Here is a 14,439-nt window from a genome sequence, read left to right on the forward strand (position 1 = left end):
CTTATTTTATTTTTTTAATCGCTGCGACTTCTTTCTCGGTAACGACTTTAGTTTGTTTATTGCTCCAGGAAGTCATGATGTAATTCATCACATCAGCAACTTCTTGATCCGTAAGTCCCATAGCAGGCATGTTGCCGTTGTACTTAATTTTATTGACAATAATTTCGCCACTTTGTCCAAATTTTACCGCAGCAATACTTTGATTCCGCTTGGTTTTCAGCCAGTCAGAACCGTCAAGAGGAGGGAAGTTCTTAGTGTCTCCTTTGCCATTTACACCATGACATGACATGCAAAAATCAGCATAAATTTCTTTTCCGGGTGACTGAATTTTTGAAACACCAGTTGTTTCTTTATTGAAGTCGATATAGTTGTCTGGGGAAAATGGGTTTTCGAAAGAGAAGCTTCCCAATACAAATATTCCAAATCCTAAAAATAATTTCGTTGTTAACATCATTTAATTCGGTATAATTTTAATAATTCCTTTTCCTTCTACGCCCATATAAATATAGCCGTCTGGACCTTGTGCCACATTACGCAAACGACCAATATCGGTTGCTATTTTTTGTCTGCCAATAACTTCTTTGCCTTTCAACTTTAGTAATTCAAGATATTGGAATTTCAAAGAACCAACTAGTAAATGGCCTTTCCAGTCTGGATATTTATCACTGGTTACAAAAGTCATTCCGCTTGGCGCGATGGACGGCAACCAATAATAGATAGGTTTTTCAATGCCTGGTTTTTCATTTTCTTTGCTGATGGTTGTTCCGTCATAATCGATGCCATAAGTAACGACTGGCCATCCGTAATTGACTCCTTTTTTTATGATATTGATTTCATCACCACCTTTTGGTCCGTGTTCATGAGCCCATATTTCCCCTGTTACTGGATTTTTTGCCATTCCTTGCGGATTGCGATTTCCATAGGTATAAATAGCTTCTTTGGCTCCGGACTGGCCGACAAACGGATTGTCTTTAGGAATGGTTCCATCATCATTTAATCGGTATATCTTACCGCCATCGCGCGTAATGTCTTGTGGATTTACAAAATGTTCCCCACGTTCACCAACAGAGAAATACAAATAGCCGTCGTTGTCAAATACAATTCGGGAACCAAAATGCTGTCCTTTTGTAGTGTTTGGACTGGCTTTGTAAAGTGATTCTATTTGTGTCAGACTCCCATCTAATAATTTTGCTCGAATGAGTTTTGTATGACCGCCCGTTTCTTCGCCTTCATCTGAAGCGAAGGTCATATAGATCCATCCGTTTTGAGCATAGTTAGGGTGTAAAGCAATGTCTAACAACCCGCCTTGTCCGCGAATGTATACTTGGGGAACATTTTTAATTTCTGTTTTTGTTCCATTTTTGATTTGGTATAATACACCGCTTTTTTCGGTAACTAGCATGCTGCCGTCTGGCAACCAAGTCATGCCCCAAGGAATAGCAATATCTGAAACCACGGTTTCGAGTGTGTAGTTTTTCACTTCGTCTTTAATAGGGATGTCATTGGACTTTACCTGCGCATCACAGCTGAAAGAAAGGAAGGATATAATTGAAAGAGAAACTAATGTAATTTTTTTCATAAGTTTGGGTTTTAGGCCTTTTTAAAACAAATTTCTTTTTTAAAGGTAGTAAACAAGGATTTAAAAAGACTAATAAGCCTCTAAATTTGCTTAGAATTAACAAAAGTGAGTTAGTATAGTTCTGACTTTGTAGCAATAATTCAGTTCAAAATTTTGAAAATATCAGAACTAACCATCTATTTTTTAGGTGGTTAGTTTTGATATTGAATAAAAAAATCACTTCTTAACGCTGTATTTTGCAGTTCTAGCGTCTTTGATTACCCCTTTCCAGTTCAAGCCAAAACCAAAATCATATGCATTTCCGTTAGCATCTGTATACGGAATCATGTCATGAGGAACGTCTTCTAATTGTTTTTCGACTGTCGTCATGTTTATTGGCATTTGCAAAGGTAACAATCCGGAAGGTTCTGTTTTGCCCGAAACAATATCGAGTAATGCTTCTATTTGAACGCCAAATTCTCCCAAAATAGCATCGACTTCTTTTTCAAATTCTCCAAAAACCATTGGATTAGAAATATTCACAGAGACCAATATTGGCTTTCCTTTCATAGCTTTCTTGGTTTCCAGAATAGTTTTTAAATCTGGATACGAATTTGACTTTGACGTTTTGTTCAAATACGAACGGTTGGTGATCGTTGGGTCAATTAGAGGATCTCCGGCAGCAATACTTTGCGCTCTGGCATAGACTGCGGTATAGTCATTTAATTGCAAACTAATGGGCACATATCCATTTCCGCCGGCTTCTCTGTCGGCTCTGCTGTATCCGCCACTGATTGGACTTTTGATAAATACTATGGCAAAATCCGCTTTATTGGGATCTTCCGTTACGGTATAATATTTTTTAATCAATTCTAAATTGACCGGATATTCAATTTTTTCAGGAGATGGCTGACCAAAAAAGTTGATTCCTGCCGGAGTAACTCTTTTCGGGATATACACCGTTTTTCCTTTTGCGATTGGCAAGGTTTTATTTTGGTTTTTAATCAGCACAACCGACTTCAACTGCGCATCGTATCCTGCTTTCATAAACTCCGCTTTTCCCACAATAGCTTTGGTCTCGTTAGGATCTAAATAGGCATTTTCGAATAATCCCACTCTGAAAATATTCAAAAGCAAACGAACTGCTGATTGCTCAAAACGCTTGCGCATAAATGGTTCACCGTGTTCTTTTATTCCCATTTGATACGCTTCAAGGACTGGATTAATGTCATTATTTCCACCAAATTGATCCACTCCCGCCATTAAGACTTTATAATGTCTTTCGGCTACACTTAATTTTTCAACACCCCAAGATTTTCCCGAAAACACATCAGGTTTAGGTCCTTCATCGGCAGTAATTAACCAATCGGTACAAACCACTCCGTCATACCCATATTGGTCTCTTAGTAAATCGGTAATAATGTATTTACTGAATCCGTTACCCACATTCTCTCCGTATTTTTTGTCCTGACCATACGAAATCGTGTAATACGGCATCACAGCAGACGCTTTTTTAGTAGCTCCTTTTAATTGAAAAGCGCCTTCGGTAAAGGGTTTTAAATGGGTTTCGAAATTATTTCCCGGATACACGGCAAATTTCCCGTACGCAAAATGTCCATCTCGACCTCCTTCTTCTGGGCCTCCACTTGGCCAGTGTTTAATCATCGCGTTGACGCTTTTATTTCCCCATCCTTCATACGCAGCAATCGATTCTGGTGATGTTTGAAACCCATCTACATAGGCTCTTGCCATATCAGTTGCCAGTTTTGGGTCTTCGCCAAAAGTACCCACAAAACGATTCCATCTTGGTTCTGTGGCCAAATCAATTTGTGGCGATAGCGCTGTGGTGATTCCCATAGCTCTGTATTCTTTGGCTGCAATAGCGCCAAATTGTTCCGTGATAGCGGCATCAAATGTAGCGGCTAATCCTAATTCTTCGGGCCATTGCGATATAGCTCCTCCTGAACCTGCATTGTATTCGGCATCTTTATTGGCTCCATTTCTTGGGTCAGAACTGTTATTAGAAGGGATGCCCATTCCAATGCCTTCGACTACTGCTTGTATATTGTTGTTCCAAGTTGCGGCAACCGTTGGACTTTCAACAGATGTCATCAACACATGACGTAAATTATCTTTGGTTAAAAATGCATTTTGCTGGTCAGACAAATCAGATGATTTTGCACTACTTTTTGAAAATGGTTTTCCGTTGTAAGTTCCCGTAAACATTCCCGCTTCGGCTGCAGGAATAGCTTGATGCCTGCTATATAACATTAATCCGGCCATTTGCTCTACCGTCATTTTTGCGGCAAGATCTTTGGCACGATCTGCTACGGGCTTTCTCCAATCTTCATAGATATCTAATTTCCCATTCTTGTTGAGGTCCTTAAAAGCCAAACCATTAACTTGTAGGATTTTAATTCCTGATTTTGGCGAATAGCCTAATGTTTGACCTCCTTTATTTTGGATAATCGTGTGAGAGTCTTTAATTGTTTCGGTCCATTTGGTTTGCGCCTTCAAGGAGAAAACTACTAATAGGAGTGAAGGAAGAAGAAGAATTTTTGGTTTCATGATGGTTTATTTATCAGTATAGTAGCTTGTTATAGTCTTCCAAATGTAAAAAATAAATGTGTTGTTGCGACACATTGAAAAAAATATTTTTTTAGTTTTAGAATATGAAGTCAAAACAAGTTTAATATTTCCCTTCAAAGATTGAATTATACTGCCAGTTTGAAATATTTGTTTAACTTTGCGTAAAAATTATTAAACAAAATTATTTTAAAATGTACTTTTTAAATTTGTGAGTCGACTTCTACTTAAAACAAAACGTTGTTAAACATTGAAAAGGGTTGCACGTGTAAACATTTTAAAAATAATAAATAAAACGTTGCTGATTGATTTCTTGTAATTAATTGAAAAAATAAAGGAAAATTTGATGGAAAATAAAAAACCAGATAATGTTGTATACTCAGCTGAAAAAGGGTTTAATGCAAATGTATTGCCTTACGCTACTAATGTTGGGGCTCCGGTGATTAGTGTTGGAGATGTTGTTTCTTGGAAAAGCAGAGGTATTGATAATGTAAATAAAGAACTTGGGAATAAGTTTAACGAACTCAAGATTCAATATGAAAAGTTGATGCAAGAATACGAATGGAATGAATTAGTGTACAGTGCTAAATTTTCATTTGAACCCGTAATTGGTGAAATCTATCATTTGTACAGAGATGCTGAAGGCGTAAATTTCTTATCGTTAATAGGACCTAATGAATGGAACAAGGAGCATATTGGTACCTTTAAATTGAATAGCGATAAAAAGTGGATGCTCCTGAATGCACAAGATTCGCATTTTTATTAAAATAAAATAACCAAGAATTTAGTTTTCAATTTGATCAAGAATTGGACTAGATTTATTGATGTTTGCGATTGTAATGGTTTTAAATCGTTCTTTTAATTCGTATTTTTACGCAATATTAATAAAGAACTATGGAAGCAGTTTTAAGGCAACAAATTGAAAAAATTGTTTCATTATCAGACGATGAATTTCAATTTGTACTGTCTCATTTTTTGGTGGGTAACTATAAAAAGCACCAATATATTGTTCAGCAGGAAAATCCTGTACCGTACGTTCACTTTGTTGTAAAAGGCTTGTTGAAATCTTTTTACATTGATAAGTCAGGTAAAAAACACATTTTGCAATTTGCCATGAAAGATTGGTGGATTACTGATAATCAAGGTTTTTACAATAAGCAAAACGCTACACTTAATATTGACTGCTTAGAAGATGCACAAACCTTTTATATCACTCTTGAAAACAGAGAAAAACTGTGTGCCGAATTACAAAAAATGGAATTCTTCTTTTTGCAGAAAATGACTGCTGGAAATATTGCACTTCAAAACCGTATTCTTTCGCTGATGAGCAAGAATTCAGAGGAACGATACATGCAATTTATTCAGCTATATCCGGATTTGATACACCGTATTCCTAAAACTTTAATAGCCTCTTATCTGGGGATTTCAAGAGAAACATTGAGCCGCTTGTCACATTAACGTGATATAGGTCACAAATTATTTGTGCGGTAAGTCCTTTATAATCTATGTATTATTTTCGAAATTTGTTCTATAATATCTTAATAGAAAAATATGGAAAATATAGCATTGGTAGTTGGATCGACCGGAATTACGGGTAATAATGTCGCAACAAAGCTTATTGACAGAGGCTGGGTGACTTATGGTTTAGCCAGAAATCCACAGAAAAATATAGCAAATCTTCAGCCAGTTGCTGCAGATCTTTTGGATTTGGATAATTTAAAAACAGCTTTAAAGGACATTTCTCCCACACACATTTACATTACAACTTGGATGCGTCAAGATACAGAAGCCGAAAATATTCGGGTCAATAGCTTGATGATCAGAAACCTTCTCGAAGCATTATCTCCTAAAAAATCAGTGCAACACGTAGCGCTTGTCACCGGACTGAAACATTATCTTGGGCCGTTTGAGGCTTACGCCAAAGAAGGGTTTCTGCCGGAAACACCACTTAGGGAAGAGCAACCCCGCCTTGATTTAGAAAATTTTTATTATGCTCAGGAGGATGAGGTTTATGCAGGTGCAGCGCGAGATGGTTTTACATGGAGCATCCACCGACCACATACTATTATAGGAAAAGCAGTTGGAAATTTAATGAATCTAGGAACAACGCTTGCCGTATTCGCCAGCATTTGCAAAGAAACAGGAAAGCCATTTCAGTGGCCAGGCTCAGCAGCACAATGGAATGGACTTTCAGATGTTACAGATGCCAGAGTATTGGCAGAACATTTAATTTGGGCTTCCACTACAGCGGCGGCTCATAATGAAGCGTTCAATGTGGTCAATGGCGACTTTTTTCGTTGGAAATGGCTTTGGAATAAATTAGCGGAATCGTTCGGAATTGAAGCAATAAATTTTGACGGTACAATTCATACTCTTGAAGAACAAATGAAAAATGAAGCTCCGGTTTGGAAAGACATTGCCGTTCAATATGCGCTTGAAGAATCTGATTTAGATAAATTGGCTTCTCCTTGGCATACGGATCTTGACTTGGGACGTCCAATAGAAGTGATGACAGATATGTCTAAAAGTCGCAAACTTGGATTTCCTGTTTTTCAAAGAACGGAGGACTCCTTTTACGATTTATTTGAACAACTTCGCACGGACCGATTAATTCCGTAGTTACGGCAAGGTTTTTTTAGAATAATTCAAATAAAAAAGGGATTCAGAACGTACTGTTATGAATCCCTTTCTTGTATATGGAAATTTAGGAAGTTACTTTATTGAATTTGAAATAGGAGGTTGTTTTGATTTCTCTTTATTAAGAAGAGCCATCGTGAAGTCCCGCTTTCACTACCGCTTTAAAATAAAAAAGACCTTACATTGCTGTAAAGTCTTTTTAGTAGCCCCGCCGAGAATCGAACTCGGATCAAAAGTTTAGGAAACTCCCATTCTATCCGTTGAACTACAGGGCTGAAAATGAAAATGTTATCATTTCTAATAGCTTTTCTGCTTTTGCTATCTGTTTTGGACTTGTGAAGTATAAACGGATCTCTATCTAAATAGCCTTCTAAAATGGCTTGTTTTATTGGGGCTCTAAGCCTTTGAATGGTTTTGTTGATAGTAGTTGTTCTTGTTTCTTCTTTGTCTTTAAATAGTAATCAAAATCATCTAAAAACTGTAGACTCAATTCTTCTAAAGGAAAATCTGTTTTCTTATATTTCCATTTTAGGAAAGCTTCTAAATGGTTGCCTACATAAACGAACTTGTTATAGGTATTGTCTTTGATTTCTAGTCCTACCAGTTTTTCAATTTTGGAGAGATACTGTTTGTAATAGGAGAGAATAAATTCACTTTTCTTTAGTTCTTTCCCTAAGTATTTGCCATGAATGTCTTCAATAGAAAAAGGATTTTCTTGTAATCTTAAAATCATGTAGATGCTATTGACCTTAGATTTTATTTTGTCCAATTGAGAGTTGTATAGAATTGCAGATTTGTGGGAATTTAGAATTACTTGGTTTTTGGTATCCCAATGCTCGGACTCAATATTAATGCCTGTGCTAATCTGTTTTCTGTTCCCATTTAGGGTTATTCGGCAAAATAATGGAGATTGATTCTTCTTGTTTTTTCTATTCTTTCCTTCAATAAATAGAATTTTGAAATTGTCTGTTGTCATAACTTTTGTTTTAAGTCAGACATGCAATTAGTTACAATAAAAAAAGTGATGCCTTTTAGAAAAAGAGATGATGCCTAATATGTTGCCTTTTTTTGCAAAATAAGTTGGCAAGTTGGCAGAAGTCAAAAATTCTCTCTTATCTACTAAACCACCGTGAAGTACTGATTTCACTATAGGCTAAAAACAAAAAAGACCTTACATTGCTGTAAAGTCTTTTTAAAAAGCTCCCTCTCTTGGGCTCGAACCAAGGACCCTCTGATTAACAGTCAGATGCTCTAACCAACTGAGCTAAGAAGGAAACTGTATTCCTATATTTTTGTATAAAATGAACGTTTTTGTGTGCTAATTAATGAAGTGTGTTTCACTTGTAAAGCGGTGCAAAGATAGGGCTTAATTTGATTTTCGCAAGCAAAAATTAAAAAAAATTTAATTTTTTTTATTTCCCTACAATTGCCTTATAAATGTCGTTTCCGTTAGCAAATAACAACAGTGTTATAAGTAATACGAAACCAACCATTTGTGCATTCTCTAGGAATTTGTCACTTGGTTTTTTACCGCTAATGATTTCATATAATAAAAACATTACATGACCACCGTCAAGTGCTGGAATAGGCAATAAGTTCATTACACCTAGCATGATCGATAATAAAGCAGTGATGTTCCAGAACACTTGCCAGCTCCACGTATTAGGAAAAATATCAAATATAGCTTTAAAACCACCTACTTGTTTGTAAGCTCCAGTACTTGGACTAAAAATCATTTTTAGTTGTTTCCCATACCCAATTAATTGATCTTTCCCTTTGGTAATCCCAATTGGAATAGATTCTAAGAAACCAAATTCCTGCTTGCTAATTTTGTAATAGCCTAATTTTTCCAGCGAAGCCATTCCTAAAGATCCAACGCCTATTCCTAATTGTCCGTCATTAGAAACAATAACTGATAATTGCACTTCTTTCTCTTCTCTTAAAACAGTGGCTGGAATGGTTTTGTTCTTGTTTTCTTCTAAAATAGATTTTACTTGATCAAAATATTTTGTAGGTTGTCCGTTTAAAGAAGTGATAATATCTTTGGGCTGCAAGGTCGTGTTCAATGAACCTTCAGAGATATAAGTTATTGCGTAAGGCATTCGAATAGCTAATAATGGATTTTTTTCTTCTTTAGACAATTGATCCACAAAATCATTTGGCATTTTAATAGCCTGTTCGGTACCATTTCTTTCAATAAATACCTCTTTTGCCATGATGACTTTCATAGTAAGATCATTGTCAAAGCGAGTTATTTTTTCTCCATCAACTGATAGAATATGATCGCCAGTTTTGAATCCTGCATTTTGCATCGCCTTATTTTCAATCAATAAACCATCTTTCAAATCGGCATTAGCGATAAAAATATCGCCGTAAGCAAATGCCATTCCAATATAAATAATGAATGCTAAAATGAAGTTTACAGTAACACCACCCAACATAATAATCAAACGTTGCCAAGCTGGTTTAGAACGGAATTCCCACGGTTGTGGCGGCAACGACATTTGTTCCTTATCCATGCTTTCATCGATCATTCCTGATATTTTCACATAACCACCCAGCGGCAACCATCCAATTCCGTATTCTGTTTCGCCAATTTTCTTTTTAATAAGGGAATATTTAACGTCAAAAAACAAATAGAATTTTTCAACTCTGGTTTTAAACAATTTAGCAGGAATGAAATGCCCTAATTCGTGAAGTATAATAAGTAATGATAAGCTCAATAAAAATTGAGAAAGCTTGATAACTATGTCCATTTATTTGTCATTGCGAGGAATGAAGCAATCTAATCCTCTTATTAATTTAATTGTAAAACATACAAAAGTAAGGTTTTCTATTTGTTTATTTTACAATAATTGTTCCATACCTTTTTAAATGTATGTTAATTAATGCTATTTCAGTCCCGCATTTGGTCGCTCTCCCGTAACTTTACTTTTTTGAAATGAGTATTTCTTGTTTCTTTCACTTTTAAAATAAAGATATGTCATCAAAATTATTTTCTCCTCTCCAAATAAAAAGCATTTCGCTCAAAAATAGAATTGCAATTTCACCAATGTGCCAATATTCGGCCCAAGATGGCTTTGCTAATGATTGGCATCTCGTACATTTGGGAAGCCGCGCCAGTGGCGGTGCAGGATTAATTATTCAGGAGGCAACTTCAGTTTCTTCCGAAGGCCGTATTTCTCCTGGCGATTTAGGACTTTGGAAAGACGAGCAAATCGAAAAAATGCAGCAGATTAATCAATTTATCATCAGCCAGAAATCAGTTCCTGGAATTCAATTAGCGCATGCTGGAAGAAAAGCAAGTGCTGCAGCACCTTGGAACGGAGGTAGAAAACTAGACGCAACTCAAGGCGGCTGGGATACTGTGGCGCCAAGTGAAGTTGCCTATCACCATACTGAAAACGCTCCTGTTGCATTAGATGAAGCGGGAATTCAAAAAGTAGTTTCTGACTTCAAATCAGCCACAAAAAGAGCCGTTCAAGCAGGTTTCCAGGTGATGGAAATTCATGCGGCACACGGGTATTTATTACATCAGTTTCTGTCACCATTGTCTAATTTTAGAACCGATGAATATGGTGGAAGTTTTGAAAACAGAATCCGTTTTACATTAGAAGTTGTGGATGCAGTTCAATCAGAATGGTCAGAAAACTTGCCTTTATTCGTTAGAATTTCCGCTACGGACTGGGCAGACGGTGGCTGGAACTTAGAGGAATCCGTACAGCTTTCGAAAATACTAAAAGATAAAGGAGTCGATCTAATCGATGTCTCTTCAGGAGGATTAGTCTCACACCAACAAATTCCGTTGGGACCAAATTACCAAGTTCCTTTTGCAGAAAGCATCAAAAAAGAAACTGGAATTCTTACTGGCGCCGTAGGTTTAATCACTGATGCCGCCCAAGCCGAAGAAATTGTTGCTTTAGGAAAAGCAGATTTAGTGTTATTTGCCAGAGAATCCCTTAGAAATCCGAATTTAGGGTTGACATTTGCTCATGATTTACAAGCGGATATCGAATGGCCAAAACAATACGAAAGAGCAAAAAAGTAAATAATAAACGTATCATTTTTGTCATTCCGACGAAGGAGGAATCTCATCAAGTAACTCACATAACGTAGATCCCTCCTTCGTCGGAATGACAATTTTCAGAATAAACCGTATAAAATATACAAGAATGCACAAAATTAAAACAGCTTTACTTTCCTACGGCATGTCCGGAAAAGTATTCCATGCCCCTTTTTTAGATTTTCACCCGGGATTTGAACTCCTTGGTTCTTGGGAACGAAGTAAAAAATTGATTCATCAGGATTATCCGGAGATGAATAGTTACGGCACAATAGACGAGTTATTGGAAGATGATGTTGATTTGGTGGTTGTAAACACGCCAGTTGAAACACATTATCAGTACGCTAAGAAAGTGCTGCTGGCCGGGAAAAACGCCATTGTCGAAAAAGCTTTTACTACAACCGTTGCCCAAGCGCAGGAATTAGCGGCTATTGCCAAAGAAAAAGGATTAAAACTAACCGTTTTCCAAAACAGAAGATGGGACAGCGATTTCAAAACTGTTCAAAAAATTATTGCCGATAAAGTTTTGGGTGATATTGTAGAAGCTGAATTCCATTTTGATCGCTTCAATCCGCTTTTGAGTCCAAAACAACACAAAGAAACGGTTAATTCCGGTGCTGGAATTCTGAAGGATTTAGGACCACATTTAATAGATCAAGCATTGTATTTATTTGGTTTGCCACAATCTGTTTTTGCCGATATCCGCATCACAAGGGACCATTCTTTAGTTGATGATTATATTGATATTTTACTGTATTATTCGAATTTTCGTGTCCGCCTCAAAGCTGGTTTTTTTGTTCGGGAGGCCATTCCTGCGTATATAGTTCACGGAAAAAAAGGGTCGTTCCTGAAACCGCGTGGTGATGTGCAGGAAGACGAATTGAAAGCAGGAAACAAACCAAATTTAGAAATGTGGGGAACAGAATCCATCGAAAAACGGGGATTGTTGCACACTGAAAGTAATGGAGAAATTACTCAAGAAATTATACCTACACTTCAGGGAAATTATTATGATTTTTTTGATGGTGTCTATCATTCCATTACAAATGATACCGCCGAACCAGTTACGGCACAAGATGGTATTCGTGTAATGCAAATTATTGAAGCTGCGATTCAAAGTAGTGCCCAGAGAAGAGCAATTGATTTGTAGCAAGTATTTTAAGAAAATACAAATTTAGCCACAGATTCACTGATTGTATCCCTTTATAAAATCAGTGAATCTATGGTCTTTTCATTAAAAAACCCATTGTTAGATTTATAAAAGATACCGCCAATGTGCTATTTTTAAAAAAGTCTAAAAAATTAGCAAATGGGCGGTGATATTTTTATAAACAATAACGTTGTATTTCGCATCTAATGTGTTGTTCTGACACAACCAATCGTTGCTTTTTGTAATTTTGGACCAATAAAATTCTAAAACAAATCACATTGATCGATTTAAACTTTTTAGGAAGGCCAAAAACTAAAACTAAATTCAAGAAATCATATAAGGATGTTAAGGTTTCGTATCTGAAAAGAATTCGTTGGGCGGTTTCCATGTTCTATTTTGGGATGGGTTTGTGTTTTGCCACTTGGGCCAGCCGAATTCCAGATATTAAAACGGCTTTGCATTTAAGCGAAGGGGATTTAGGAAGCGTTTTATTTGCTTTGCCATTAGGCCAATTGCTGGCAATGCCTTTTTCAGGTAAGTTAGTAGCACGTTTTGGCAGTCATCGCATCTTGATTTTTTCATTGTTTTTTTATGTTTTTAGCTTGACAAACTTGGGCTTGGCAGTTGCGGCTTGGCAATTATCATTAGGATTATTTGTGTTTGGTATTTTTGGGAATTTATCAAATATAGCCGTGAATACACAAGGTGTTTATACCGAAGTACTTTTCAAAAAAACGATTATGTCCTCTTTTCATGGTATGTGGAGTTTTGCTGGGTTTACCGGTGCTTTAGTGGGATTGGGCATGCTGGCTTTTGAGCTGACGCCGTATACTCATTTCCTGATCGTTGCCGGAATTGTACTTTTGATGATGGCATTTAATTATAATTTTTTGGTCAAAGCCAAAGAAACGATTCAAGTGGAGAAGAAAAAAATGTTTTCAAAACCAGATAGTGGTTTAATTTGGCTTGGTGTCATTGGTTTTTGTTGCATGGCTAGTGAAGGAGTTATGTTTGACTGGAGCGGTGTTTATTTTAAAGATGTTATCAAGGCACCAGGCCCATTAGTGATTTTGGGGTATACTTCTTTTATGATTATGATGGCAGGCGGACGTTTTTTTGGTGATGGATTAATCCAAAAGTTTGGTCGTAAAAAAGTATTACAAATAAGTGGTGTCATGATTTCGGTAGGACTTTTTACAGCGGTACTTTTTCCTTTTATCATCCCCGCAACCCTCGCGTTTATGTTTGTAGGACTAGGCGTTTCTACTATTGTGCCTACTCTATATAGTGTTGCCGGGAAAACCCCAAACGTTTCTCCCAGTGTAGCCTTGACCACGGTTTCGAGTGTTAGCTTTCTAGGATTTTTGATGGGACCACCAATAATAGGTTACATTGCTGAGTTATCCAGTCTGCGATTCTCATTCGCATTTATAGGTATTTTTGGATTTCTTATTGCGTTGATGGTGACCCGAATCAAAGCAATAGACTAATTAAATTTTTGATTTGTGAAACAAGTTATCCTCGCGTTTTATAATAAGATCTCAAAAAGGCGACTGTTTGAGCAAATTAAACTCAAAAAATAGGGGTAATCTGCTTCTATAATTTGAAGTAAGGTTTAGCCACTGGTTGTTTTTATTCTGTTTTTAAAGGATCGTTAAATAATCGGCAACTTCTTTGTATGGCAACAGAATTTCTTTTGTTCCTTCGGCATAAGAAGCAACTTCGTATGAATTGTAGTATAGCAATAATCCTTGATCAGTATAAAAAATATTTTGTGGGAGAGAAAATATTTCGTTTTCAAACATCAACCCCGTTGAATTTATTGATTTGTTAATGGGAATTTTATATTTTGCTCGGAATTTTTTTTCGGCGAAAGCTGTAAAAGCAACTTTGTCAATAAACAAATCAGCAATAGATATCGATGCTCCAGAATTAGGATCAAAAAGCAACGAACGCAATCCCTGATAGCCATGTGCTCCACCAGTATAGGTGTAATGGTTGATTTCGATATTCAAAATATTCGCCGATTGGTATTTTATGCTTCCTTCAACCTTGGCTTCCCATCCAAACGTGTCGCTAGGAAAATCTCTTTGTAATTTTTCGTACGAGCCAATAAATGCAGCCGTTAGTTCCCTGTAGTTTGTTGCAGCATAAGGCTTTTCACCAAAATATATAATTTTTTTCAGTACTGAAAATACTTTTTTATTAATGCTGTCCGCAACAATTGGAACTTCTTTAGCAATTGGAATTTTTATAGTTATTTCAGGACAATGATCTTTACAAGGCAATGATGTTGTCATTGCAAAGCGCTGGTGTTCAAAAACCAATTCCTTAGAGCACCCTGTTATAAAAAAAAGGATTAGTGAAAAAAGGGCAACATATTTCATTTTGCAGTTGTTAATTTAATACAAAGGTACTTACTTGCAGCTGGGTAAGAATAAATTA

At 36.5% G+C, this 14,439-nt stretch carries 12 protein-coding genes and 2 tRNA genes; 6 read left to right on the forward strand and 8 right to left on the reverse strand.

Annotated features, from left to right (window positions below; all coding sequences use genetic code 11):
* Window position 1 precedes the first annotated feature (1 nt).
* From ACEN2F_RS07925 to ACEN2F_RS07935, 3 genes are all read right to left on the reverse strand, one after another.
* Window positions 2-454: a c-type cytochrome gene (locus ACEN2F_RS07925; RefSeq protein ID WP_441737694.1), complete on the reverse strand. Its 453-nt coding sequence runs from the start codon at window positions 452-454 to the stop codon at window positions 2-4.
* The gene (locus tag ACEN2F_RS07930) at window positions 455-1,579 is read right to left on the reverse strand and encodes a PQQ-dependent sugar dehydrogenase (protein WP_441737696.1); all 1,125 of its coding nucleotides are present in this window, start codon (window positions 1,577-1,579) and stop codon (window positions 455-457) included.
* Between the two features lie 216 nt (window positions 1,580-1,795).
* A complete protein-coding gene (locus ACEN2F_RS07935) occupies window positions 1,796-4,126 on the reverse strand; it encodes a glycoside hydrolase family 3 N-terminal domain-containing protein (protein ID WP_441737698.1) in 2,331 nt (776 codons plus the stop codon).
* Between the two features lie 364 nt (window positions 4,127-4,490).
* On the opposite strand from ACEN2F_RS07935, the gene ACEN2F_RS07940 reads away from it, so the two are divergent.
* The 3 genes from ACEN2F_RS07940 to ACEN2F_RS07950 all read left to right on the forward strand — a co-directional run bounded on the left by ACEN2F_RS07940 (window position 4,491) and on the right by ACEN2F_RS07950 (window position 6,763).
* A complete protein-coding gene (locus ACEN2F_RS07940) occupies window positions 4,491-4,910 on the forward strand; it encodes a DUF2452 domain-containing protein (protein WP_441737699.1) in 420 nt (139 codons plus the stop codon).
* Window positions 4,911-5,038: 128 nt separating this feature from the next.
* The gene (locus ACEN2F_RS07945) at window positions 5,039-5,602 is read left to right on the forward strand and encodes a Crp/Fnr family transcriptional regulator (protein WP_441737701.1); all 564 of its coding nucleotides are present in this window, start codon (window positions 5,039-5,041) and stop codon (window positions 5,600-5,602) included.
* A gap of 93 nt (window positions 5,603-5,695) precedes the next feature.
* On the forward strand, window positions 5,696-6,763 hold the full coding sequence (locus tag ACEN2F_RS07950) for an SDR family oxidoreductase (RefSeq protein ID WP_441737703.1): 1,068 nt from the start codon (window positions 5,696-5,698) through the stop codon (window positions 6,761-6,763).
* 221 nt (window positions 6,764-6,984) lie between these two features.
* Here the strand turns inward: ACEN2F_RS07950 and ACEN2F_RS07955 are convergent.
* The 4 genes from ACEN2F_RS07955 to rseP all read right to left on the reverse strand — a co-directional run bounded on the left by ACEN2F_RS07955 (window position 6,985) and on the right by rseP (window position 9,537).
* Window positions 6,985-7,056, reverse strand: a tRNA-Arg gene (locus ACEN2F_RS07955).
* A 110-nt stretch (window positions 7,057-7,166) separates the two neighbouring features.
* Window positions 7,167-7,757 (reverse strand): phage integrase SAM-like domain-containing protein, encoded by a 591-nt coding sequence (locus ACEN2F_RS07960; RefSeq protein ID WP_441737705.1) that lies wholly within the window; start codon window positions 7,755-7,757, stop codon window positions 7,167-7,169.
* 224 nt (window positions 7,758-7,981) lie between these two features.
* Window positions 7,982-8,055 (reverse strand) — tRNA-Asn (locus tag ACEN2F_RS07965).
* Window positions 8,056-8,193: 138 nt separating this feature from the next.
* Window positions 8,194-9,537 (reverse strand): RIP metalloprotease RseP, encoded by a 1,344-nt coding sequence (gene rseP, locus ACEN2F_RS07970; RefSeq protein WP_441737707.1) that lies wholly within the window; start codon window positions 9,535-9,537, stop codon window positions 8,194-8,196.
* 224 nt (window positions 9,538-9,761) lie between these two features.
* Between rseP and ACEN2F_RS07975 the strand changes: the two genes are divergently transcribed.
* The 3 genes from ACEN2F_RS07975 to ACEN2F_RS07985 all read left to right on the forward strand — a co-directional run bounded on the left by ACEN2F_RS07975 (window position 9,762) and on the right by ACEN2F_RS07985 (window position 13,484).
* On the forward strand, window positions 9,762-10,829 hold the full coding sequence (locus ACEN2F_RS07975) for an NADH:flavin oxidoreductase/NADH oxidase (protein ID WP_441737709.1): 1,068 nt from the start codon (window positions 9,762-9,764) through the stop codon (window positions 10,827-10,829).
* A gap of 124 nt (window positions 10,830-10,953) precedes the next feature.
* Window positions 10,954-11,994: a Gfo/Idh/MocA family oxidoreductase gene (locus ACEN2F_RS07980; RefSeq protein WP_441737711.1), complete on the forward strand. Its 1,041-nt coding sequence runs from the start codon at window positions 10,954-10,956 to the stop codon at window positions 11,992-11,994.
* Window positions 11,995-12,272: 278 nt separating this feature from the next.
* Window positions 12,273-13,484: an MFS transporter gene (locus tag ACEN2F_RS07985; RefSeq protein ID WP_441737713.1), complete on the forward strand. Its 1,212-nt coding sequence runs from the start codon at window positions 12,273-12,275 to the stop codon at window positions 13,482-13,484.
* A 153-nt stretch (window positions 13,485-13,637) separates the two neighbouring features.
* Here ACEN2F_RS07985 and ACEN2F_RS07990 read toward each other — a convergent pair whose 3' ends face one another.
* Window positions 13,638-14,381 (reverse strand): DUF3298 domain-containing protein, encoded by a 744-nt coding sequence (locus ACEN2F_RS07990; protein WP_441737715.1) that lies wholly within the window; start codon window positions 14,379-14,381, stop codon window positions 13,638-13,640.
* Between the last annotated feature and the right edge of the window lie 58 nt (window positions 14,382-14,439).

The organism is Flavobacterium sp. W20_MBD1_R3, assembly GCF_052119725.1.
Taxonomy (GTDB): Bacteria; Bacteroidota; Bacteroidia; order Flavobacteriales; family Flavobacteriaceae; genus Flavobacterium.